Genomic DNA, 25305 nt, shown 5'->3' with positions numbered 1-25305 from the left:
ATTCACTGTTGTCTGAGTAAATTGGCAATGACTTGCGCTAGTTCAAAGGGATCAATCGGTTTAGAAATATGCTGTTGAAAACCAGCTAATATTGCTTGCTGTTGATCACTGTCTCTAGTGTAGGCACTGAGGGCGATCGCGGGAATATTTCCTCCCAGTGCTGGCGGTAGTTCTCGAATCTGACGCATTAAACTGTATCCATCAATATCTGGCATTCCAATATCAGCAAGTAAAATATCTATCTGGGACTGACTGATGACTTGCAGCACTTCGGCGGCGGAAGTGGCAACTAATACCTCAGCACCAGCTTGTTCTAAAGCACAGGTAACATAATCACGGGTATCAGGGTCATCATCTACGGTGATAATTCGCACATTATCGAGGCACAAAGCTGTAAAATCACTCTCTTGATTTCGCAGTTTCTCTGTATCGTCTTGCGCCTGGAGTGGTAATTGAACTGTAAATTTTGCACCTTGTCCCTGACCTGAACTTTCGGCGATGATTGTACCACCATGTAACTCTACCAAATGACGTACAATCGCCAGTCCTAATCCTAAGCCACCAAAATTTCTGGTAATACTGCTATCAGCTTGGCGAAAATAATCAAAAATGTGGGGTAAAAACTGAGAATCTATGCCAATGCCAGTATCAATCACTTGTAGCTGTGCTTGATAGTCTATTTTGGTTAATTTAATCACAATTTTGCCGCCCGATGGAGTGAATTTGACGGCGTTGGATAATAAATTCCACACTATCTGCTGTAGTCTAGCTGCATCTCCCAAGACTATACCGACATCATCAACGATAGTCTGGATTTCAAGGGATTTAGCTTCCGCCGCCAAGCGGACTGTTTCCAAAGCATCTGTAATGATGGAAACTAAGTTAACTGGGTTAGTCTTGAGGGTTAATTTACCCCTTAAAATACGAGAAACATCGAGCAAATCGTCAATTAACTTAGTTTGTACTTTGGCGTTGCGCTCAATTGTTTCTAAAGCATTGTTTACCGTAGCTTGGTCGAGTTTACGAGAACGCAGGAGTTTTGACCAACCTAAAATCGGGTTAAGTGGCGATCGCAATTCATGAGATAAAACTGCTAAAAATTCGTCTTTAATTCGGTTGGCTTCTTCTGCTTTTGTGCGCGCTATTTGCTCCCGTTCCAATAGTTCTAGGCGTTCAGCTTCGACTTGTTTGCGATCGCTAATATCTGCACTAGAACCAACTACCCGCACTATATTTCCATCCTGATCACGGATCAAATACCCCTGATCCCATAGATACACCCAATGGCCATCTTTATGGCGGACTCGGTATTCTGCACTATAGCGATCATTGTTTCCATTCGCCACAGCTAGCCAAATGGGTTGACAGTTAGCCAAATCCTCTGGATGCAACCGTTCTGTCCACCAAGTGTTGGTTTGGGGAACTTCTTCAGGATGAAACCCAATTACCCGATACAAACCCTCAGAACGGTAAACATAGCCTGTTTGCAGATTCCAATCATACACAATCCCTGCTACAGCCTGTGCTGCCAAACGGAAGCGTTCTTCACTTTGACGCAGTGCGATTTCTGCTTGCTGCTGTGGAGTCAGATCCAGCACAAAACACAACCAAGTTAGGGGACATTCCTCCAAAATTGTCGCTCCCAACAAAATGGGGACTCGACTCCCATCTTGGCGAATATATTCTTTAGTAAAGGGTGTACATTTGCCGGTAGTTTGTAACTCTACCACGCCCTGTTCATCTAAGTGCCAATATTCTGGCGGAGTTATATCCCGCCACCGTAAATTCCCATTATTCAAATCATCTGGGATGTAACCCAGCATTTGCAAAAATAAATCATTAGCTTCAATAATATGTGTAGAATTAGCCACAACTACACCAATAATATCGGCATCAACTAAACGCCGAAATTTAGTCTCACTAATCTTTAAAGCTTTTTCTAAACGTTTTTGTTCGGTAACATCAAAAGACATTCCCGCCAACATTTTGCGTCCAGTTTCATCAATGAAGGGAAATTTGTACGTGATAAAATGAAGTTCTGCATCCCCTTGAGGAAAACTTTGTTGTAATTCCACTGGTTGATGATTTTGGCGGATATCGTGATCGCATTCGTAAAATTTATGCGCTACGGCAATTGGTAATAAGTCAAAATCTGTCTTATCAATGACATCAGCTATATCCTTTCCAACCAAGTTAGCTCCTACTTGGTTCATATATACATATTTTCCCTCCTCATCCTTAATATATGCGCTACCTGGTATATGCTGCATAAAGCTAGCAAATAGAGCCTGACTTTCTTTTAAAGCGATTTCTGTTTGTTTGCGGTCGGTGATATCTTCTGCTACGCCTACTTGACGGTATATATTGCCATTTGCGTCTGGTATGGGAAAAGAGCGATCGCGTATCCAACGCATTGAGCCATCAGGCCGGACTATGCGATATTCCATATCTGTATTACCATGAAGCGATCGCCTAAAAAACTCTGCCCTCACTCGCGGCTGATCTTCGGGATGTATAGAATCTATCCACCCATAGGGATTGCTATACAAACTCTCACAAGAATGACCCCAAATCTTTGCGTAGGCTGGACTAACGTAGATAACTCGGTAATCTCCTGGAATAATTGTAATCACCCAAAATACATCTTCTATAGCCTCTGCCATTTGCCGAAAACGTTCTTCACTCTCCCGCAACGCTTCCTGCGCTTGTTTGCGTTCCGTAATATCGTAAAAAGTCACCACCCCAGCCGTAATCTCTCCTTGACTATCACGAATGGGAGCAGAATTGACTAGCATCCAACCCTGTGTCCCATCCCCCCGCAAAAAATTGATTTCTTCATTGACAACCACCTCACCTGTACTCACAGCACGAGCCAACGGCCAGTCATGGGGACTATAGGGACGACCATCTAAGTGGAAACCTTGATATTCCTGATACTGCTCAATACTTTCCACTGGCAAAAACTGATGTCGCCAAATCTGTTCTACTTGGGGATTACCAAGCAGCAACTTACCTGATATGTCTGCAATAATTAAGCCCGCCGGCATTTGTTCTAAAATAGCTTGCAAGCGTTGTTGCTTTTCTTCTAGCTTTAGCAGTAATCGACTACGTTCTTGCTCTTGCTGATAAAGCAGCTGTTGTATTTGTTTCTGCTCGTTAATGTCAGTGGTACTGCCAAACCAACGCTGAATAACTCCATTACCATCTACTACAGGCACAGCGCGAGTAATATGCCAATGGTAGTCACCGTCCTTGCCCTGGAGGCGAGATTCTATTTCTAAAAGACTTCTTTGCTCTACAGCACTAGTCCATTGCTGTAGTACAAACGATAGATCCTCTGGATGAACTACCTGCTGCCACTTCCAACTCAGAGATTCTAAAGACGATAACCCAGTGTAATCATACCAACGCTGGTTGAAGTATTCAATAGCTCCATCAGCATCAGCAAACCAAATAATCTGGGGAATATTTTCGGTTAATGCTCTATATCGCGTTTCACTTTCCCCTAATACTTGTACCTGCCTTTCCAGCTTTTGCCTAGCAGTTTTTAAGTTCGCATTTAACGAACCAATCAGCAAAGAAACCAAGACAAAGACTGTCGCACGGATAATTTCATCAACACTCTGCAACGCCAAAGAGTAAAAAGGAGGAGTAAAAAAGTAGTTGAAGATAACCAAAGCGAATAGAGTGGCCACTATGCCAGAACGAGTCCCGCCACACCAAGAACTCAAGGCCACAGCTGCATAGAAAAAAGCAAATAGAGAATATTTAGATAATGAGTTTAGGGCAACAGTCAATAATGCTGCCAAGACAACAAACAAGATTGCTAGAAAATCGTATCTCAGGGAATGCCAGGCTGTTTCGAGTCTAATCATTCTAGCTTTAGTTTGTATACACTTAATTCCTCCACCTTAAGGCATAACAGAACATTTCTTGAACATTCTTAGGGCATATTTAAGTAGAAATTTTTAGATAAATTTACTTAAATAGAGAAAATTATGGGAGCAGAAAAAACCGCAACAAACAGAGGAAAATTATTCTTATCTCCCAATCCCCAATACTTCGACAAGCTCAGTACAAGTCCCCAGTCCCCAGTCCCCAGTCCCCAATACTTCGACAAGCTCAGTACAAGTCCCCAATCCCCAATCCCATTGTTATGACTATCGAACGAGTTCCTCAAAAACACTATCCCAAAGCTGAACTTAATCGGCGTGCTATGGCTTTGGGCTTAGATTTTCTCGTTGTTTGGCTAGTCAGTGCCTTTTTTAACAGTAATCAAGCCGGGATTCAATTCGCGCAAATCTTCGTGTTTGTCTCCGGTTGGCTGATTGTACGGGTGTTAGTGGCGTATCACAATCAAGGACAAAGTTTAGGGCGGTGGGCGTTTGACTTGAAAATCTTAGAAGTGCAGAACGGCCAAGTCATCGGCAGAATTCCCCAGTTGCTAGCACTCTTACAAAGAGAAGCTATAATTGGCTTTGGTGCAATTTTGGTGTCTATTGCCTTGGGCAATCTGCGAGCCAATCCCACTGCTATACTGCTAGTTATTCCCTTGGCTATCGATTGTGGTGCTGCTTTATCTGATACCCAGATGCGGCAAGCTCTCCATGACCGTTATGCTAAAACTTTCATGGTTTCGTCGCGTCGGGGCTATTCGTTAGATATAAAAATCAAACGAATAGTTGGAACTTTGCGCCGGAATGTGAGAAGATAGTAATTTGTGTTAATTCTCTTCAGGCTTTAGCGTTTGTAAGATTATGGCAAAGAGTAAAGGTGTCCGCATAATAGTGACACTAGAGTGTACTGAGTGTCGTACAAATCCAGATAAGCGATCGCCCGGTGTTTCACGGTATACAACCACTAAGAACCGTCGCAACACCACCAACCGCTTAGAACTAAACAAGTTCTGTACACACTGTAATAAACATACCGTTCACAAGGAAATTAAATAAAGATGAGTTATTACCGTCGGCGTTTGTCTCCAATTAAGCCTGGAGAACCAATTGATTACAAGGATGTAGATTTATTACGGAAGTTTATCACCGAGCGTGGTAAAATATTACCCCGTCGGATTACAGGCTTGACCTGTCAACAACAACGGGAATTGACATTAGCAATTAAACGGGCGCGGATTGTGGCTTTGTTGCCATTTATCAATGCGGAAGGCTAAACCCGAAACCATTTTAGATTTGTGATTTTGGATTGACTGAACCCAGTCTTGGGTGACAGATGAGGGTTTTGAAATGACTGTAGATTTATTCTGCTCAATTTCAAAGTAAGGCTAGTGCCGAAAAACACTGCTTGCACCAAAATCTGTCTTGAAAAGTTTCCGACGGCGGGAAACCCGCCTACAGAACTTTTCGCCAAATCCAAAATCTAAAATTGCCAAGGTCAGTGCTAAAATTTTGTTCTACAGTAAAAATCCTCAGATTTTGGAATTAGTAGCCATTATTTAACTCTAAAATCTAAAATTTATTTGTCAACCATTAATAATTGCGAGAGTTGTGGAGAAGGGGACGCTAGTTGAATTTCGGGTTCAAGGCGATCGCCGTTTGGGCGTGATAGACCGTCCAGACGGAAAGACCCGTTGGTTTGTGGTAGATGAACGTGGTCAATCCCACAGCCTCGCGCCTAGACAAATTACCCATACAGTTAACGGTAACACCTACAAATCATCTGATATTCCGGCTTTTTTAGCGGAGGTCAAGCCTTACTTAGACCCCTCAAGCTTAGAAGTAGCATGGGAACTATTGGTGGAAGAGGGAGAAACAGTCACACCGGCACAAATGGCCAATCTGCTGTTTTCGGAATCAGATTCCGCCCCTTGTTACGCCGCCCACTGTTTACTATCAGACGATAAACTCTACTTCAAACAAAAAGGCGATGCTTATGAGCCAAGAACGACGGCGCAAGTAGCAGAACGCAAACACCAAATAGAAGTAGAAGCCCTCAAAGCTAGGGAACAGCAGGAATTCTTAGTTCGTATAGAACAAGCACTCCAGGGTGAAACAGTCGAATGGCAACGTCACGACCGTCAACGCCTCGAAGGGCTAGAAAAATATGCAGCCCTGTTGGCGGATATTGTCAGAATGGGTGTAAACTATGACTCCCTAGCCCGTGCCTATCCTCCACCAGCCCCAGTTTTAGAGACAATGAATCTGTTGGGGCGACCCGCCACCCCTCCAGGCGCATTTCAATTATTGGTAGATTTGAAATGGTGGAGTGCAAATGAGAATTTATTCCTGCGTCGTTCTGCTATTCCCGTCCAGTTTCCTAGCAAGGTTTTAGAAGTGGCACAACAGCGTTTGGATGATCAGCCCACAGACTCAGATACAAATCGCCTAGATTTGACCCGTCTGAAAGTCTACACAATAGATGATGAAAGCACCACAGAAATCGACGACGGACTGAGTTGGGAACAACTACCAGACGGTCAAGACAGGCTGTGGGTGCATATTGCTGATCCCACCCGTTGGTTAGCACCAGAAGACGACCTAGACCTAGAAGCCAGGAAGCGCGGTAGCACTGTATACTTACCAACGGGAATGGTTCCCATGTTTCCCGAAATTTTGGCAACTGGGCCAATGAGTTTGGTACAGGGAAAAGTATGTTGTGCTTTGAGTTTCGGGGTAATTTTAGATGAAAATGGGGGAGTATCAGGTTATACTATTCATCCCAGTTTAATTAAACCCACCTACCGCCTCACCTACGAAGATGTAGATGAGATGTTGGAATTAGGGGTACAAGCAGAACCGGAAATTGCGGCGATCGCCACTTGGGCAACTAAACGCAAAGCTTGGCGTTACAATCAAGGCGCGATTAGCATCAATATGCCGGAGGCGATGATTAAAGTCAAAAATGACGACATCAGCATTGATATTTTAGATGATTCGCGATCGCGGCAACTAGTAGCAGAAATGATGATTCTGGCTGGGGAAGTCGCCGCCCGTTACGGACAAGAACACAACATTCCCCTACCGTTTCGTGGTCAACCCCAGCCAGAATTACCTCCAGAAGAAGAATTACTCCGACTGCCAGCCGGATTTGTCCGCGCCTGCGCCATGCGGCGTTGTATGCCCAAGAGTGAAATGAGTATTACGCCAGTGCGTCACGCTGGTTTAGGTTTAGATACCTACACTCAAGCCACATCCCCCATTCGGCGTTACAGTGACTTACTCACTCACTTCCAACTCAAAGCCCATTTGCGGGGAGAAGTTCTGCCCTTTAGTGCTGAACAACTCAAAGAAGTAATGATGACCGTCACCAGTACCACCCAAGAAGTGACAATGGTAGAACGGCAAACTAATAGATACTGGGCTTTAGAATATTTACGTCGTCACCCTGAACAAGTTTGGGAAGCTACAGTGTTAATGTGGCTCAGAGAAGATAGCAACTTAGCACTGATATTGCTAGAAGATTTAGGCTTGCAATTACCGATGGTATTCCGGCGGACAGTGAGATTGGGTGAACCGGTACTAGTCAAAGTGAGTATTGCCGATCCCCAAAAAGATGTGATTCAGTTCCAAGAGATAATTTATCAAGAAGCCCAGACAGTAGGAATGTAGAGAATTAGGAAGCAAACTGTCTGAAAATGATAAAATCAACAGCACTTCCATGATTTTCAGTAATTTCTGAGTTTAGGATCAGCAAGTATTTTTGGGCAAACTAGAGATAAATAATATCAATACCAGTTTTCTCGTTGTTTTCCCTTATGCTTAATTCCAGAAATCAGGAATTGCTCAATTCTCGTCATTTCTCATGAATTCCCAAAAACTGCTAAATTTCCTAGCTAACCGTTTTCAGTTCATTCTGAGACTGAAAAAACGGGCGTATCGCCTCAAAATGGCACACAAGATTAGTTGGGGATACGGAATTATCTTAGGCCTATTCATTCTAGGTACGACAATAGGAATTGAAGTTGGTGATTATTTCTTATGGGAAGCTTGGCAACAAGCACAACATTCTCGGCAAGAAACTGAGTTACTCTATCGCCTAGAAACTGATATTTTAAGGGCTAGGGATAGCCAACAACAGTTAACTTTTCTGCTAGAACGTCCACAAGAATTGCAAAATAAATATCTTCACTTACAAAAGCAAATTGTCAACATCACAAACACTTGGCAAGCAATTAAATCTTTTACGGATAGTCAGTATCACATTAAAAACGAAATCAATAATCTGCATTTAGGAGAAATTCCAGATTTTTTAGCAAAATATCATGATTTCACCATAGATTACTTTCATAATTTAGAATTTTTAGTCAAAAAAATTAAATCGAATAGATTAGAATCACCAGCTATTGAGACAGACGACCAAAAATTACTGCTCAATTTTCAAAATAGTTTCGAGGCACAAAAATTTGAAAAAATTTTAGATGATTTAACTCAGATTATTGCTCTTTCAGCTAAAGATTATGCAAGAGCGATCGCAGCTTATGATCAAGCTGATATTTTACGGCTTTCTATTAATATATTTAGCGTCATTTTATCAACAGTAATTGCTGCTGTGCTGGCTTATTTTACCAGTCAAATGATTGCTCATCCCCTAAAAGCTGTCACCCAAGTAGCACAGCAAATTACACAAAACTCTGATTTTGACCTGCAAGCACCCGTAATATCCGCCGATGAAGTGGGTATAATGGCGATCGCATTTAATCAACTGCTCCAACACGTTAGACTTATTACGCAAGAACTCCATGAGAAAAATCAGCGTCTAGAGATAGCAATGGCAGATTTGAAACATACCCAAACTCAAATCATTCAACAAGAGAAAATGTCTAGCTTGGGCAAGATAGTTGCTGGGGTAGCTCACGAAATTAATAATCCTGTGAGTTTTATTTATGGTAACGTTGCTCACGCTCGTGAATATGGCGTAAATTTAATAGATTTAGTCCAAATTTATCAGCAAGAATATCCTCATCCTACCCCAGTAATTACAGAAGCGATCGCTGACATCGACCTTGATTTTATCAAAGAAGATTTAATCAAGTTACTGAGTTCAATTAGACTTGGAGCGGAACGGATTAGAAAAATAGTTCATTCCCTGCGTAACTTTTCTCGCCTAGACGAAGCAGAATTAAAAACTGTAGATATCCATCAAGGGATTGAAAGTAGTTTATTAATTCTGCAAAATCGGTTGCAATCTCATTTACAGATTCAAGTATTCAAAGAGTATCAAGATTTGCCTTTAGTCGAGTGCTACCCCAGTCAAATTAACCAAGTATTTATGAATATCTTGCTCAATGCAATTGATGCTTTGGAAGAAATGGGGAATGAATATTGGCAAATGACATCAACAACGCCTCAAATTAGAATTTATACAAAGTTATTAGAGAAAAACCACATAGCTATTAGCTTTTATGATAATGGCATCGGGATGAATGAAAAAGTGCAAGCAAAAGTATTTGACCCATTTTTTACCAACAAAGTAGTTGGTAAAGGTATGGGACTAGGCTTATCTGTCAGTTATCAAATCGTGACAGAGCAACATCGCGGAAAATTGTACTTTAACTCAGTATTCAGACAAGGAACAGAGTTTGTGATGGAAATCCCCATTCAACAGTCACCCAGTGTGAGCATTTGAATATGTCTCACATTGATTTAATAAAAAATTTAAATAACTCAATGGCGATGAAATGTAAGAATTTTCCAGCATACTTTGAGTTGACGATGTTTTTGTGAAATGATGAACCGCATCAAAGCTTACGCAGTCACATTTTTACTGTCACTGTTGACAATACCTACTACAGCTAATGCTGCCAATGCAACAACACTTGCACAACAGGTAAAGCAGGTAGCAAACTGGTTTACTGGTTTTTTTGATAATTCTCAACAAGTGACTCAACAGCCTACTGTGCCACTGATTAGCATTACTAGTTGTAGTATTCAATTAGACAGTACAAATAATTCAGAAAATATTTATTTTGAACAAGAAAGTTCCTTTTTTGAACGCTTACGTTTGTACTCATTTAGTCAAGGAAATGAGGCAGTAAATCTGAGTATTCGCAGTTTTTTAGATGCTAATGCTGTGCGGGGTTTATGTGGTAAACCTCAATCTATGCGAATAATTCCAACAAGTAACTTGCCAATCACAAGTTGTAACTTGAGCCTCGTTTTGCTGCCGGATAAATATTATACAGGTAGTAACAGCCCGGATGGTTGTCCGGCTGGTTTGTCAAGAGTAGTTTCCAGTATCACTGTTCGACCCGATAGTATCCTTTCTCTAGACCAAATTTTTAATTCTGAAGGTGTTGTATTAGCTAATACACCTATTAAATTTCGCCGAGTTTCTGTACCTGAACCAACCCCGATATTAGCAATCATCGGGGTTGGTATTTGGGGTACAACAACAGTAATCTCTCGACAATTAAAATATCTGTCTCAGAAAAATTCTGTGTAAACTTCCGCCTGACATTGATCATTTGGGCGATATGACATTGGATAAATTACAACGTCGCCATCAGTTCCTTTAGGCGATCGCGTCCATCCCGAAACACAGACCAACCATCACCGACTAAAATAGTTTCTACCTTGTCTAAAGCTGCTAATCGCTGGACTGAAGCCACAGCCTCAGCTTTATTGAGCAACTTTTCATCAGGTAGAATACCTAAACTACCGGCTTTGTAGGCGCGGACTAAATCCCCAGTAATTAGGGTAGTTTCTTCTAGTAACAGTACCAATTCCCCTGGAGTCTTAGAACCTTGCATTTCCAACACCTGGAGTCCAGGGACAAACTCCTCACCATCAGTTAGCCAGCGATCGCACATTAAAGGAAAATACTCTTTTTCTGCGATCGGCCCTGCTATTTTGGCATAGGTTTGATCAGCAATTTCCTTAGCTGACCGAATATGGTCAGAATTAGTGATAATGATCCAATCTACACCGCCTAAAGACTCTAGATGATTCCAATCATGGTTAGATAAAGCCACAGGGTCAATCAAGATGTTACCAGTAGGGCGAATCCAAGCAATCCCGTTGAAATCAATATTTCTGGCTGGGTTGAAATAAGACAACCATACAGATCAGGACGGTGCAAAAATTTCATAATAATTACAGCTATATAGCTTTGATAGATTCATTAATAGGTCAGCATCAATAATCTATCATTCAAAGCGGTTTTGGTATATCTCATCAGGGATATGAGGGCGATCGCATGGATAATTTACCGAAGACATGACAAACAAGGCGGCTGATGGTTATCTCCGCTTAAAAGGCTTTAGGAAGTCCTGCTTGTTTCAAAATGCCGTTAGCTGTATGGCGTGACTTAATAGTTCCGTCTACTACAAACTGACGATCTGTAATTGGACTGTACCAAATTTCATGATCTCCTTTACCTTGCCTTTCAAAATAGCATCCAGCCTTTAAAAGCACCTTTTTCAACTCAGGAGTAAACGATGCACCCATCTATGAAGCGACCTCAATCAACTCTTGTCGATGGCTAATTAAGTCAAACGTGAGAGAACCTGCATAGTTAGGAGGAACGATTTTGTTAAGAATAATGAGTTCTGGAATCATATTTCGTAGTTTTTGGGTGAGAAGCTCTATTGTAGAGGCTTCTGTCACTAATCCAGGTACATCATCACTAGTTGCAACCCAGACTTCAGCTTCAGAATCCCAAAATGCTTCCACCTTAAATGTCATTTGTGTCATCATCGACTGCTGAAGAAGTAGTTCATTAGTAATTATGACAGCGATCGCCTTTCACTCGCCATCACATTGCCGATCAACTCTCGGATTTTGGAATTCTGAGGTTGAATTTTCTTGTTCCTAAATCAAAATTCCTGTTTTTATCTCAATACAGTGGATATCAGCGATAATAAATGAAGCTGAAGTCACACCGAACTAATTGATCATTAAGCACCAACAAACTGAGAACTTGATCCATGCTCATTGATAAAATTATCCAAGAACTTCAAGATATTCCAGAAGCTAAATTAGCTGAAATTTACGACATAATTCACTATTTTTGTATAGGCTTAAAGGGAGAGTTAGCTGCCGAGGAAACACCAACTGAAGTCGTGATTGAAGGCATAAATGAAGGAGTGCGAGAGGCATTGAGTGGGCAAACCATACCTCTCTCAGAAATGTGGGAAGGTATTGATACAGAGTGAACAATCACCAATTCAAATTGCTCTTACTCCTCGGTTTAAAAGGGATCTACGAGAACTAGCTAAACGTTATCGTTCAATTCGTAGCGATATACAACAGTTAATTGAACAACTTCAAGGAGGTGAGACTCCTGGAGATAGAATTGTTGGAGTTAAATATCAAGTTTTCAAAGTTCGTCTCAAGAATAGCGATATTCAGAAAGGAAAAAGTGGCGGCTATCGAGTAATTTATTATCTGAAAACTGAACAAGCAATCATTCTCACTACAATTTATTCTAAATCTGACATTTTTGATGTCGGTAATGAAGTCATTGAGGAGGCGATCGCCAAATATGAGCAAGAAATGAAAATAGAAGATAACCTAAATTAATATGACACTGAGCGATCGCCTTCCATACACCATGATTGCAGTTCAACTCCTCTCTTTACCCAGTCCCCAATCCCCAGTCCCCAGTCCCTACTTATCCTCCAACAACTGATTAACCTGTTGTCCACGACGACCAACTTTAATTTCATAGCGGCGAGTTAAATTATCTTGATAGTTCATATCTCTAGCCGCCGCAGAATTGACAAACGCATCACAATTTTTACCCTGAACCACCGTAGAAGAACTACTTCTACGTTCTTCTGTACTGTTGCTGCTAGTGTCTTTAGATTGGTTTTGATTTTCGCTACCTCTGCTAGCACCACTACCACTAACACCAATACCAAAAATGCTCACACCACCGCCACCGCCATCATTATGGCTACTAGCAGAACTAGAACGAGTGCTAGTAGAGGTAGCTAAAGCAATTTTGGTGTTGCTACTCCTAGTGTTACTACCTAAACCGACATCGCTACACAAAACACGAGGGTCTTTTGCTAAGGTGTTGGGGTCAACCCAAGACTGATGGTCGCCTAAACCTTGAATTTCACTATTACCTACGGGATTACTAGTAGGTGCAGGTGTGTTAGGTTTAACATTGCCAACGGCACTGGGAACATTACCTGGCTTGAAAACACCGGATGGCTGAATATTAAATGGCCCTGCAAAAGCAGGAAATGTACTAGTCAAAAGTGCGGTGGCGGTGAGTAAAGAACCTGTTAAGTAACGTAGTTTCATGGTTATGTTCCTCAAATTTCAGTGTTAACGTGTAGCTTGGGTTTTAACCCTTCACTGAATCTATAGGTTGACCATAATTTTTTTATGCAGCTAGTTCTTTGACTGTTAACCCACTGAATTTTAGATTTTGAATTTTGGATTGTTTTTAGTGCAATCCCCGCGCCTTGTAGCGAGTATAAATTTAAAATACTCACGGCTTTGTGTAAGCTACGCTAACATCAATCCCAAATTCTCAAACTGCATCTGTTATGGGTACAGTCAATCTAAAATTCGTCTTGGAAAGTTCTGATCGGAGGAAACCTCCGCTCAGACTTTCCGCAAAATCTAAAATCTAAAATTGGTTGACTTCTCCGTTGGAATGATTCACCAGAGTTACCAACTTATGACCTGCTCATAAAAAAGCGCAAGTTGGCAACTAATTGTGTCATGTTTCATTGTAATCTGAGAAAGACTGATTTAGTGAGTAAATTTCCGTTCAAGAATGTCGCTTTGCTATGGGAATTAGAGATTGGAACTATTTAATTTAATCAACGTCTCGATGCCAGCAAAGACATAAAGGTACAACCTTGTTGTATCTTTTTCCGGAAAAACGATCACACACCAGAAAATCTGGCACATACACCTTACTGCTTCTTACGACTCACACGCATGAAATCACCTCTTGTGCTACTCAGCTTAATCAGCGCAGTCCTTTTATCTTCTCCTGTAAATGCAGCTAAACTGCAATCATGGAATTTCAATCCCACTAAAAATCAACTGAGCATCACAACTGATTCTGATGTTAAACCACAGGCATTTTTAATTAATAATCCCACCAGAATAGTAATTGACCTGCCACAAACATCCTTTAAAAGTGATACAATCCGCAGAAATTTTGGTTCAGCAGTCAAAGAAATTCGTATCGGTAAAGTTGATAATAATACCGCCAGAATAGTAGTTGAGTTAGCACCAGGCTATACAGCTTCTCCAGACAAATTAGTAATTAAAGGCGAGTCTCCTTCTAACTGGATTCTCAACTTAGCTGCAATTGAGAGAAGCGATAATCAAACTGTTACTAATGGGGAAGAAAAAGTTGCTATCCCCGTAACTAATAATTTCACATTTGCTGGGGTTGTTCCTTTAAATAAAGAGATTTCCCAACTTGACAAAGAAATTAAAAGATTGATGTCTCGCTATAGTTCTCTTTCTCCAGGGATGTTTTTCTTGGATATGGAAACAGGAGAATATTTAGACATCAACGGCGAGAAAATATTTCCGGCTGCTAGCACAATTAAATTCCCCATTTTAATTGCATTGTTTCAAGAAGTCGATGCTGGTAGAGTCAGCCTCAACGAAACTCTGGTGATGCGACGTGATTTAATGACAGGTGGCTCAGGAAATATGCAGTATAGAAGACCAGGGACTAAGTTTAGTCTTTTGGAAACTGCAACCAGAATGATGACCATCAGTGATAACACTGCTACCAATATGGTGATTGATAGATTGGGTGGCAAAAATAAATTAAATCAGAGATTTCGCAGTTGGGGACTGCAAAATACTGTGATTCGCAATCTGTTGGGTGATTTTAAAGGGACTAATACAACTAGTCCTAAAGATTTAGTGCGGGTAGCAGCTTTAATCGCCAATAATAAATTATTGAGTAGCACCAGCCATACCAAAGTTATGGATATTATGGTGCGCTGCAAAAATCGCAGTTTATTACCTGCTGGACTGGGTAAAGGTTCAGTAATTGCCCACAAAACAGGTACATTAGGCAGAGTTTTAGGTGATGCGGGGATTATCGAAACACCTTCAGGCAAGCGTTACCTAGCTGGTATTATGGTGGCTCGACCTTTTGGTGATGCTAGAGCCAGAAGTTTTATCAATCAAGTTTCCCGCTTAGTCTACGGCTACATAGAACAGCCTATATCAGCTAGACAACCTTGAGGAAATTACTCAAATCTAGAATTCTCTGAACTAGTTTAGTTTATACATACATATCGGCAGTGGCATCCGTCACTGCCGATTATTTATACGTATATTTTTTCAGCAAAGTTATTGTGACCAGCAGTAAATGAAACATCTGATTTGGGAATAATACGGTGAGTGTAGTGAATGAAGGGAGTCTTGAAATTCTGCACAAACATTGAAAGTATTGGCAAAAATCTGAGGCTGAGGCTGGGATTATTTGCAGTCCGGCGGGTAGAGCAGAATGATTTTTGCCAAAAAAACTGCAAATTTTGTCACTTCTATTCATCTAGTACCGTAGTCATTGGGGGTCATGATTAAATGTATGCTGAAGCACTAGAACAGGAAATCACTCTTCTACAACAAGAAAATGCTCAATTAAAGCAGCAATTAGTCGCATTTGCCCAAGAATCTAGTGCAACTATTACTAAACTAGAACAGGAGTTGCAAGAAGCTCGGCATTTTTTGCAAGTAGTATTAAATACAGTACCACAAGCGATTTTTTGGAAAGATCGGGACTTACAATTTTTGGGATGTAATGAACGTTTCGCCAAAGATGCTGGATTGAAATCATCAGCAGATATCGTGGGTAAATCTGACTTTGATCTAAGTTGGCATGAATTTGCAGACAATTATCGACAAGATGATGCAGATGTGATTGCTAGTAGTATTCCTAAGTTGGACTATGAAGAACAACAAGCTAGGAAAGATAGCAGGAAAGTTTGGCTAAAAACCAGTAAAATTCCTTTGTGCAGTAGCAGTGCAGAGGTAATTGGTGTCTTTGGTTTTTACGAAGATATTACTCATCAAAAGATAACAGAAGATGAGCGCGATCGCTTCTTCGATATGTCAGTAGATATACTTTGTGTCGCTAGCTTAGACGGTTATTTCCAGCGCATTAACCCCGCCGGTGAAAAAATTCTTGGTTATTCTCAAGCCGAACTATTAAACCTATCTTTCATGGATTTAGTTCACCCAGAAGACCAAGCATCTACATTGGCAGAAATGGATAAACTCAGCCAAGGAGTGCGGGTTTTCCGCTTTGAAAATCGCTATATTTGCAAAGATAATTCCTATCGCTGGTTATCCTGGACTTCAGCAATTCATGATCATTATATTTATGCTGTAGGCAGAGATATTACCGAAAACAAAATCGCAGAAGCAGCACTCCGCCAACAAGAAGCCCAGTATCGGAGTATTTTTGAAACCGTCAGTGATGGGATCAGTGTCATGGATTTAGAGAGTGGCAAAATTGTTGCTGCCAACCCTGCTTTTTGTCAGATGCACGGCTATTCTCAAGCAGAGATTTTTAACTTAATTCCTACAGATTATATCCACCCCGATTGTTATCAGTTATTTGGGGAGTTCTTAAAAACCGTCAATGCTGGTGGTGTTTTTCATGGTGAGGGTATAGATATACACAAAGATGGCAGTTACTTTGATGTCGAAGTCACAGGAAAACTTTTTAATTACAACGGCAAACCTCATATCCTCACACTCATCAGGGATATTAGTGAACAGCAAGCCGCGCTTCGTGAACGTCAACAAGCTGCTGCCGAACAAGCAAGATTACTCGCAATTTTAGAAGCGACTCCTGATTTTATTGGTATTGCTGATTGTTCTGGTAATACCCTCTACTATAATCAAGCATGGAGACAATTAAAAGGTATTAATAATGTAGAGGAAATAAAGCAACAAACTATCTCTAAAAATCATCCTGATTGGGCAATAGACATTATTTTTAACCAAGCATTACCAGAAGCAATAAATAAGGGAATTTGGAGAGGTGAAACAGCAATTTTAGATAAAAATGGGCAGGAGATTAGTGTTTATCAAGTAATACTAGCTCATCAATCTCCTAATGGCGAAGTAGAATATCTTTCGACAATTGTACGTGATATAACTGAGCAAAAAGCAGCTCTCCTGCAACGTCAACAAATGGAAGCAGAACTAATTCAAAAAAACCAAGATTTAGAACATACCCTGCAAGAACTCCAATCTACTCAAAGTCATATGATTCAGGCAGAGAAAATGTCTAGTTTAGGACAATTAGTTGCTGGAGTAGCCCACGAAATTAACAATCCTGTTAACTTTATTCACGGAAATATTAGTCATTTAGAAGAGCATACCCGTGATTTATTAAATCTAATTAATATATATCAACAGAAAAACCTAGTTAATGATCCAGAACTGTATGATTTCATCTCAGAAATTGACTTAGAATATATTCAGGATGACTTACCTAGAATTTTACAATCTATGCAAATAGGTACACAACGCATCCGTCAAATTGTCTTATCTTTAAGAACTTTTTCCCGCATGGATGAAGCTGAATTTAAAGCTGTTGATATTCATGAAGGCATTGACAGCACCTTGATGATTTTACAGCATCGTCTTAAAGAACAATCAGAACGTCCAGCTATTCAAGTTATTAGGGATTACGCTTCTTTACCTTTAGTAGAATGTTACGCCGGACAACTTAATCAAGTATTCATGAATATTCTTGCTAATGCTATTGATGCTTTAGAAGAGGCAATATTAAAAAATCACTATGTAGTGATTAATCCCCAAATATATATTAAGACCAAGGTTGTAAACAAAAATTTAATTTCTATTTGCATTGCTGACAATGGGATAGGAATGTCAGCAGAAACTCAACAAAAAATCTTTAACCCATTTTTTACTACTAAACCAGTCGGTAAGGGTACAGGTATGGGAATGTCTATTAGCTATCAAATTATTGCGGAAAAACACGGAGGTCAACTAGAATGCAACTCCGCCCCAGGTAAAGGTACAGAATTCATCATAGAAATTCCAGTGCGGCATTAGAAAGTCGAGAAATGAGCAAAGCGGATATGAGAGCCTTAATATCTGACAAGAAATTTTTCTAAAGAATTGTCAACAAAAAATAACTCTGAAGCTGATCAGATTTTTTAGTATGATTACCGGTTTTATCTATCACTAGACATAGGCTAGATAAAACCACATTTTTTAACTAGGCTTTGGAAGCACTATTGGATAATGTTTCCAGGATAAATGGACGTAAAAATGTGTAGATTATTTCATGAATAACCGTAAATACATCGGATTAGTGTAGTTAAAATTATCCCAAAAATAAACTATTGACGACTATAAAAATTGTGATTAATGTTATGAGTAGTTCCTTTACGGAATCTCAAAAGCATCAAAAAATCGGAGGTATTTCCTATGATGATGATGATGGCTGAATCCATGACTGCTGAAATGCAAGCCTGCATGAAAGCCTGTATGGACTGTCAGAAAATGTGTATGGAAACCATGACTTACTGCATGAGTAAAGGCGGTATGTACATGGACATGAGCATGATGGGCATGATGCGTGACTGCGCGGAAATGTGCATGATGTGCATGAACATGATGATGGGCGGTTCCGAGTTCATGGGACGCACCTGTATGCTATGTGCAGAAATGTGCGATCGCATGGCGATGACCTGCGAACAAATGAAAGACGACCAAATGATGATGGACTGTGCAATGGCTTGTCGCAAATGTGCCGAAGCTTGCAGATCCATGCAAATGATGCCTGCATAATATCATTTCAAAACTTAGCAGAAGTTTAACTGCAACCTAATTTTCAAACGCTCAGACTTTTTTTAGTCTGGGCGTTTGATGTGTTTGGGGACTGGGGATTGGGGATTGGGGACTGGGGACTGGGGATTGGGGATTGGGGACTGGGTGGACAAGGTAGACAAGGTAGACAAGGTAGATTATATTTCTTATGCTCAATGACTAATGACTAATGACTAATGACTATTAACTAATGAAACACCTAAAATCCCGTTCTCAAGATTTGCGGAGTTTGTTTGAGAATAATATCACTATTGAATATGTAGCAGAATCTTTAAAGGCTGTACCAGCAGAAGCAGATGTAATGGAAGTTTTGCAATGGATGCAGACACAGGATTTTGATGTTGTGGGAATTGAGACGGGAAATATTATTACAGGTTACATCGAACGGGCTAGTTTAATCTCAGCTACTGTTGGCAAATGTGGTGATTATCAAAGAGTTTTCCATCCTAAAGAACTCATTGCTATTTCTACGCCATTAATGAAATTATTACCTATTTTGCAAGATACGCCTAGATTATTTGTCCTTGACTGCAATCAAGTGAGTGGAATTGTGACCTGCGGTGATTTGCAAAAAGCACCAGTGCGAATGTTATTATTTGGTCTATTTACTTTAATAGAAATGAACTTATTGAGGTTAGTAAGAATTTATTATCCTCAAGATACTTGGCAAAAATTTCTCAAACCTGAACGTGTAGAAATAGCCCAACGACTATGGCGAGAAAGTCAGGAGAGAAACGAAGCAACGGATTTATTAGACTATCTGCAATTCTGTGATAAACGCGAGTTAGTTTTACATCATCCAGAACTGTTACAACAATTAGATTTGAAATCCAAACGCGCAGGGGAACGCTTTTTAAAGTCTGCGGAACAGTTACGCAATAAATTAGCCCACGCGCAAAATTTAGCTAGTGGTTCTTCTTGGAAAGATTTGATTTCTCTGGCCGCACAGATGGAACAGTTATTAATTCGTTGTGAGGAAATTGAGTGAAGGGATTGGGGATTGAAAGTTCGTAGTAAGGACTTTAGTCCTTATTGAAGAACTAAAGTTCTCACTACCAACCCTTAATAAAAGAAGAAGTGCGATCGCTCCTCATCTACCAATACGCACTGACTTTCTTTATAATTTTTTTATTGAAAAACCTAATTTTTACGAAAATATCCTAGTATTTTTCCGAAAATCGGTAACTAGAACTTGTAGCAACCCCTATAATAATACCTAAATTTAAATTGAAGCTTTAATTCTTACTCCCCTTCCCTTGTAGGGAAAGGGTTGGGGGTTATGTCTAAAATCCCGTTAAAAAAGCCAAAAACACCTACTTTCATTCCTAATTGCTTAAATATATGCAACTAAGGTCACTGAATTACAGAGTCACAAGCATAACAACATCTACCATCATCTCAGCTTTAGCCGTGGGAATCACCCTCACCACCAACAGCCAGCCAAGTGAAGCAAGAGCAAACAGATTTTTCTGCACACGGGAAGGGGGTGTACCTGTCACCAAAGTACGCACCTCACGGGGAAATCAAACCCTGATTCGTTGGGTTGCTAACGACTTTAAAAAAGTCTCCCCTTTACAACGTTGTCGGATAGTCTCTGCTAGATTTCAACGCCACTACGATAACGGCGCACTGTTCATAACTAGCCGCGATAACTTTAACGGCTATCCAGTGTTGTGTATTTCTAACCGCCGAGGCACACCTTGCACAGCAGACAATATATTAGTCACCCTCAAACCTGGAACTGACACCGGTAGAGTTTTACAGCAAATGCTGAGTTTACGGCGGGATGCAGGAGAATCAGTCATTAATTTAAGTGGATGTCAAGCTTTTACTTATGACGAAGGTGATGTGTATGTTGATGTCAAGGAATTTCTAGACGGTAAAGAGTGTAGTTCATCGACTCCTTAATATTGCATGAACTGGCGGCTCAACAACAAAATTATTTATCTGGTATGCTTGCTGATTTGTCTTGGTGGTGTTTCCTTAGCACTCTCAAAACAGCAAAGCGTTTCTAGCAAGTCTACCAGAGTAGAGCGATCTAATCGCCTTTCTGTCGAGCAATTGCAAAAATTAGCTCAGACTATCACTGTCAAAATTACCACATCAGAGTTACTCGGTTCAGGAACTCTACTAAAACGCCAAGGTCAAACTTATACAGTAATTACAAATGCTCACGTTTTGAGAACCGCTAAACCACCCTATCAAATTCAAACACCAGATAGGCGTGTATATCAAGCTACTGTATTGCAGATTGCCGATTTGCAGCAGGATGATTTAGCCGTGTTGCAATTTCGTAGTCCCGATATAGTTTATCCAGTCGCTAAATTTCCTCATGCGTCTCCTTTGCAAGTCGGGGATGAGGTGTTTGTGGGTGGATTTATCGCCAATTTAGCAACTCAAAAGCAGTCTACCCCAACTAAAACTCAGTTTGTCTTTACCTCTGGGAAAGTCACCCTATTGTTAGACAAAGCATTAGAGCAAGGCTACCAGATTGGATATACCAATGATGTGAGTAAAGGCATGAGTGGCGCGCCATTGCTGAATATACATGGTGAAGTGGTGGGGATTAATAGCTTACATAAAGATCCCCTGTGGGAGACACCGGCAGTTTATCAAGATGGTTCGCAACCAGAACCCCACTTGCAAGAACTAATTACCCGTTCTAGTATGGCTGTACCGGTTAGAAAAACTGACTTTTCACGGTATCTAGAAAACCCCTCTCCAAACATCTCACCTAGCAATGTAGAGACGTTTCATGAAACGTCTCTACATACTCCCCCTTCCCTGGTAGGGAAGGCAGGGTGGTTTCATACAACCAGAGAAAAAAATAAACCTAGCTTTCAAAGCCTCTACCCCCGTGAGGGAGAGGTTTGGAGAGGGGTCAAAATCCGGGCTACAAAACGAAAAATCAAAACTTATGGATTTTTCTTTTTTCGTATGAAACCACCCTGCCCTTCCCTGGTAGGGAAGGGGGCTGGGGGGTTAGGTTTAGCGTTGACTTTTCACGTTATGTGGAAAAGTCAGATTAGAAAAGAATTATTGCAAAATCATCGAGGCAATCAATCATGAGGGTTACTGGTGGACTTGCGGCATTATTATTGGGTACAGGAATTGTCATAGTGCAGCCAGTCGCTACAGCTTTGACACCCTCAGAAATTGCTAATATTGCTCGACAAATTACAGTCCGCATTGATGGCGCAAATACTGGCTCTGGCGTAATTATTGAGCGACAAGGTAATGTTTATACTGTGGTGACAAATTGGCACGTAGTCCAACTCCAAGGTAACTACACAGTACAGACATCAGATGGTAAAAGATATACATTCAATAACAGCCAAGTAAAACGATTTCCTGGCGTTGATTTGGCGGTGTTTCAGTTTACTAGTAATACAAATTACCGTGTGGCAGAAAAGGGTAATTCTGACCAAGTAGCATTAGGAACAAATATTGCTGTAGCGGGGTATCCTCAAGGAACATCAGACATTGATTTTCGTAGGGGTGCAATTTCCCGTATGGTGTCCAACCCAAAGGATGGTTATGCTTTTGTGTATGACATCGGTGGTTTTCCGGGGATGAGTGGGGGCGCGATACTAGATGAGCAAGGTAAATTAGTCGGGATTCATGGAAGGGCTACAACTCGCCCAGATACAAATGCTACTATTGTATTGGGCATTCCGTTAAAGACTTATTTAAGTTTTGCATCATCTGTGCAGCCAGTGGCTAGTGCGCCAGCACCGACACCCACACGTACCCCAAAGCCACCACAGCCAACTACCTCAAAGCCTGTAACTCTTAATAACTCATCCAGCAATTTTGTTTTAGCTAAAACCCTCAAAGGTCATTCTGATTTGGTTTGGTCAGTCGCCATAAGTCCAGATGGCAGAACTCTAGCTAGTGGTAGTGATGACAAGACTATCAAAATCTGGAACATCGCCACAGGGCAAGAAATTCGTACCCTCAATGGTCATTCTTATGCGGTTATTTCAGTCGCCATAAGTCCAGATGGCAGAACTTTAGCTAGTGGTGGTGCTGGTGACAAGACTATCAAAATCTGGAACATCGCCACAGGGCAAGAAATTCGTACCCTCAATGGTCATTCTCGTTCGGTTTTTTCAGTCGCCATAAGTCCAGATGGCAGAACTTTAGCTAGTGGTAGTGTGGACAACACTATCAAAATCTGGAACATCGCTACAGGGCAAGAAATTCGTACCCTCAATGGTCATTCTGATTCGGTTTATTCAGTCGCCATAAGTCCAGATGGCAGAACTTTAGCTAGTGGTAGTGATGACAACACTATCAAAATCTGGAACATCGCCACAGGGCAAGAAATTCGTACCCTCAATGGTCATTCTAATTTGGTTACGTCAGTCGCCATAAGTCCAGATGGCAGAACTTTAGCTAGTGGTAGTTGGGACAAAACTATCAAAATCTGGAACATCGCCACAGGGCAAGAAATTCGTACCCTCAATGGTCATTCTAGTTCGGTTATTTCAGTCGCCATAAGTCCAGATGGCAGAACTTTAGCTAGTGGTGGTTACAAGGCTATCAAAATCTGGAATACCACCACAGGGCAAGAAATTCGTACCCTCAATGGTCATTCTAGTTGGGTTCGTTCAGTCGCCATAAGTCCAGATGGCAGAACTTTAGCTAGTGGTAGCGATGACAAGACTATCAAAATTTGGCGGCTGTCTGATTAGCTATTTAATTTGATATTTTGAATGTTATTCCAAACTTGGATTTTCACATTTTCTAGTAATTTAATAAAGCATACAATCAATTACATTTACTCTCCTATGGCTGTACCGATTAGAAAAGAATTATTACAAAATCATCAGGAGAATCAATCATGAGGGTGGCTGGTGTACTTTCGGCATTATTATTTGGTACAGCAATAGTCATAGTCCAACCAGTAGCTACAGCATTGACACCCTCAGAAATTGCTGAAATTGCTCAACAAATTACAGTCCGCATTGATGGCGCAAATACTGGCTCAGGCGTAATTATTGAGCGTCAAGGTAATGTTTATACTGTGGTGACAAATTGGCACGTAGTCCAACTCAAAGGTAACTACACAGTACACACACCAGACGGCAAAAAATACACTTTCAACCACAGCCAAGTCAAACAATTTCGCGGTGTTGATTTAGCTATATTTCAGTTCACTAGTAACGAAAATTACCGTGTCGCCGAAAAAGGTAATTCTGACGAAATAAAATTAGGTATAAATATTTCTGTAGCCGGTTATCCTCAAGGAACATCAGACATCAAGTTTATCAGGGGTGCAATTTCCAGCCGAGTGTCAAACCCAAAAGATGGTTATGCCTTTGTGTATGACATCGGTGGTTTTCCTGGCATGAGTGGGGGAGCGATACTAGATGAGCAGGGTAAATTAGTCGGCATTCACGGAAGGGCTACAACTCGCCCAGATACAAATGCTACTACTGTTTTGGGGATTCCCTTAAAGACTTATTTAAGTCTTGCGCCATCTGTGCAACCAGTAGCTACTGCACCCACTCCAAAGCCACCCAATCCGCCAGTTACAACTGTACCAAAGTCACAGCCACAAAATTCACCAGTTGCAACTGCATCATCAACCGCTCAGTTTACTCTAGCCAAGACCCTAATTGGACATTCAACAAAAGTTAATCAATATGGAGTCATAGAAGGACAAGTTGAGTCAGTTGCCTTTAGTCCAGATGGCAGGACTTTAGCTAGTGGTAGTCATGACAACACTATCAAAATCTGGAATATCGCCACAGGGCAAGCAATTCGTACCCTTAATGGTAATTCTTTTTCTATTGTGTTTAATTCAGTCGCCTTTAGTCCAGATGGTAAAACCTTAGCTAGTGGTAGTTGGGACACAACTATCAAAATCTGGAATGTTGCCACAGGACAAGAAATTCGTACCATCACTGGTTATGCTCCTGTGATGGGTTCAGTAGCCATTAGTCCAGATGGCAGAACTTTAGTCAGTAGTAGCTTTGACAAGACTATCAAAATCTGGAATATCACCACAGGGCAAGAAATTCGCACCCTCAATGGTCATTCTAGTCAGGTTACATCATTTGCCTTCAGTCCAGATGGCAGAACCTTAGCTAGTGGTAGTGTTGACAGCACAATCAAAATCTGGAATATCACCACAGGAAAAGAAATTCGGACTCTCAATGGTCATTCTGGTTGGGTTCACTCAGTCGCCATTAGTCCAGATGGCAGAACTTTAGCTAGTGGTAGTGGTGACAACACAATCAAAATCTGGAATATCACCACAGGGCAAGAAATTCGTACCCTCAATGGTCATTCTGGTAAGGTTTTTTCAGTTGCCATTAGTCCAGATGGTAAAACTTTAGCTAGTGGTAGTTCTGACAACACAATCAAAATCTGGAATATCGCCACAGGGCAAGAAATTCGTACCCTCAATGGTCATTCTGATTTGGTTAATTCACTCGCCTTTAGCCCAGATGGTAAAACTTTAGCTAGTGGTAGTAGAGACGCAACTATCAAAATTTGGCGGTTGTCTGATTAGCCATGATTTTACTAGAAT

At 40.9% G+C, this 25305-nt stretch carries 20 protein-coding genes and 1 pseudogene; 16 read left to right on the top strand and 5 right to left on the bottom strand.

All coding sequences use genetic code 11. The features are described from left to right. Positions 1–2: 2 nt before the first annotated feature. Positions 3–3875: a PAS domain S-box protein gene (locus tag CV014_RS16860; protein WP_236143080.1), complete on the bottom strand. Its 3873-nt coding sequence runs from the start codon at positions 3873–3875 to the stop codon at positions 3–5. Positions 3876–4156: 281 nt separating this feature from the next. On the opposite strand from CV014_RS16860, the gene CV014_RS16855 reads away from it, so the two are divergent. The 6 genes from CV014_RS16855 (at position 4157) to CV014_RS16830 (ending at position 10398) form a co-directional block, all read left to right on the top strand. Further along, positions 4157–4714 carry an RDD family protein gene (locus tag CV014_RS16855; RefSeq protein ID WP_236143079.1) on the top strand — a complete coding sequence of 186 codons (558 nt, stop codon included), beginning with the start codon at positions 4157–4159 and terminating at the stop codon, positions 4712–4714. Positions 4715–4757: 43 nt separating this feature from the next. Further along, positions 4758–4952 carry a 50S ribosomal protein L33 gene (rpmG, locus tag CV014_RS16850; protein WP_103135703.1) on the top strand — a complete coding sequence of 65 codons (195 nt, stop codon included), beginning with the start codon at positions 4758–4760 and terminating at the stop codon, positions 4950–4952. A gap of 2 nt (positions 4953–4954) precedes the next feature. Next, entirely contained in the window at positions 4955–5170 is a 216-nt protein-coding gene (gene rpsR, locus CV014_RS16845; RefSeq protein WP_096582652.1) for a 30S ribosomal protein S18, read from the top strand. A gap of 334 nt (positions 5171–5504) precedes the next feature. Then, positions 5505–7565, top strand: coding sequence for a ribonuclease catalytic domain-containing protein (locus CV014_RS16840; protein ID WP_236143078.1), 2061 nt, complete (start codon positions 5505–5507; stop codon positions 7563–7565). A gap of 193 nt (positions 7566–7758) precedes the next feature. Next, positions 7759–9582 carry a sensor histidine kinase gene (locus CV014_RS16835; protein ID WP_236143077.1) on the top strand — a complete coding sequence of 608 codons (1824 nt, stop codon included), beginning with the start codon at positions 7759–7761 and terminating at the stop codon, positions 9580–9582. A 99-nt stretch (positions 9583–9681) separates the two neighbouring features. After that, complete coding sequence (locus CV014_RS16830; RefSeq protein WP_236143076.1) at positions 9682–10398, top strand: chromophore lyase CpcT/CpeT; 717 nt, start codon at positions 9682–9684, stop codon at positions 10396–10398. A gap of 46 nt (positions 10399–10444) precedes the next feature. Here the strand turns inward: CV014_RS16830 and CV014_RS16825 are convergent. The 3 genes and pseudogenes from CV014_RS16825 to CV014_RS16815 all read right to left on the bottom strand — a co-directional run bounded on the left by CV014_RS16825 (position 10445) and on the right by CV014_RS16815 (position 11648). Then, a pseudogene (locus tag CV014_RS16825) lies at positions 10445–11043 on the bottom strand (MBL fold metallo-hydrolase). 161 nt (positions 11044–11204) lie between these two features. After that, on the bottom strand, positions 11205–11402 hold the full coding sequence (locus tag CV014_RS16820; protein WP_103135697.1) for a type II toxin-antitoxin system HicA family toxin: 198 nt from the start codon (positions 11400–11402) through the stop codon (positions 11205–11207). Continuing rightward, positions 11403–11648 (bottom strand): DUF1902 domain-containing protein, encoded by a 246-nt coding sequence (locus CV014_RS16815; protein WP_103135696.1) that lies wholly within the window; start codon positions 11646–11648, stop codon positions 11403–11405. Between the two features lie 233 nt (positions 11649–11881). Between CV014_RS16815 and CV014_RS16810 the strand changes: the two genes are divergently transcribed. Both CV014_RS16810 and CV014_RS16805 read left to right on the top strand, forming a co-directional pair. Beyond that, positions 11882–12109, top strand: coding sequence for a hypothetical protein (locus CV014_RS16810; RefSeq protein ID WP_236143075.1), 228 nt, complete (start codon positions 11882–11884; stop codon positions 12107–12109). Beyond that, complete coding sequence (locus tag CV014_RS16805; RefSeq protein ID WP_236143088.1) at positions 12099–12476, top strand: type II toxin-antitoxin system RelE family toxin; 378 nt, start codon at positions 12099–12101, stop codon at positions 12474–12476. Before CV014_RS16810 ends, CV014_RS16805 begins: the two co-directional genes overlap by 11 nt. 87 nt (positions 12477–12563) lie before the next feature. Here the strand turns inward: CV014_RS16805 and CV014_RS16800 are convergent, their stop codons facing one another. Then, positions 12564–13208, bottom strand: coding sequence for a hypothetical protein (locus CV014_RS16800; protein ID WP_236143074.1), 645 nt, complete (start codon positions 13206–13208; stop codon positions 12564–12566). A gap of 648 nt (positions 13209–13856) precedes the next feature. Between CV014_RS16800 and CV014_RS16795 the strand changes: the two genes are divergently transcribed. The 8 genes from CV014_RS16795 to CV014_RS16760 all read left to right on the top strand — a co-directional run bounded on the left by CV014_RS16795 (position 13857) and on the right by CV014_RS16760 (position 25287). Next, positions 13857–15134: a serine hydrolase gene (locus tag CV014_RS16795; protein ID WP_236143073.1), complete on the top strand. Its 1278-nt coding sequence runs from the start codon at positions 13857–13859 to the stop codon at positions 15132–15134. Positions 15135–15476: 342 nt separating this feature from the next. Beyond that, positions 15477–17984 carry a PAS domain-containing sensor histidine kinase gene (locus tag CV014_RS16790; protein WP_236143072.1) on the top strand — a complete coding sequence of 836 codons (2508 nt, stop codon included), beginning with the start codon at positions 15477–15479 and terminating at the stop codon, positions 17982–17984. 378 nt (positions 17985–18362) lie between these two features. Beyond that, positions 18363–18725, top strand: a complete 363-nt coding sequence (locus CV014_RS16785) for a four-helix bundle copper-binding protein (protein ID WP_103140554.1) — start codon at positions 18363–18365, stop codon at positions 18723–18725. 229 nt (positions 18726–18954) lie between these two features. Further along, positions 18955–19752, top strand: a complete 798-nt coding sequence (locus tag CV014_RS16780) for a hypothetical protein (protein ID WP_236143071.1) — start codon at positions 18955–18957, stop codon at positions 19750–19752. Positions 19753–20105: 353 nt separating this feature from the next. Beyond that, entirely contained in the window at positions 20106–20672 is a 567-nt protein-coding gene (locus CV014_RS16775) for a COP23 domain-containing protein (protein ID WP_236143070.1), read from the top strand. 6 nt (positions 20673–20678) lie between these two features. Further along, a complete protein-coding gene (locus tag CV014_RS16770) occupies positions 20679–21833 on the top strand; it encodes a S1 family peptidase (RefSeq protein ID WP_236143069.1) in 1155 nt (384 codons plus the stop codon). Further along, on the top strand, positions 21830–23461 hold the full coding sequence (locus CV014_RS16765) for a trypsin-like peptidase domain-containing protein (RefSeq protein ID WP_236143068.1): 1632 nt from the start codon (positions 21830–21832) through the stop codon (positions 23459–23461). The genes CV014_RS16770 and CV014_RS16765 overlap by 4 nt, the downstream gene beginning before the upstream one ends. A 149-nt stretch (positions 23462–23610) precedes the next feature. Continuing rightward, entirely contained in the window at positions 23611–25287 is a 1677-nt protein-coding gene (locus tag CV014_RS16760) for a trypsin-like peptidase domain-containing protein (RefSeq protein ID WP_236143067.1), read from the top strand. Positions 25288–25305: the final 18 nt, after the last annotated feature.

Source organism: Nostoc sp. CMAA1605 (assembly GCF_021596505.1).
Lineage (GTDB): Bacteria > Cyanobacteriota > Cyanobacteriia > Cyanobacteriales > Nostocaceae > Trichormus.
Note: the sequence above shows the minus strand (reverse complement) of the source record. Positions and strands in the feature narration are given on the sequence as shown.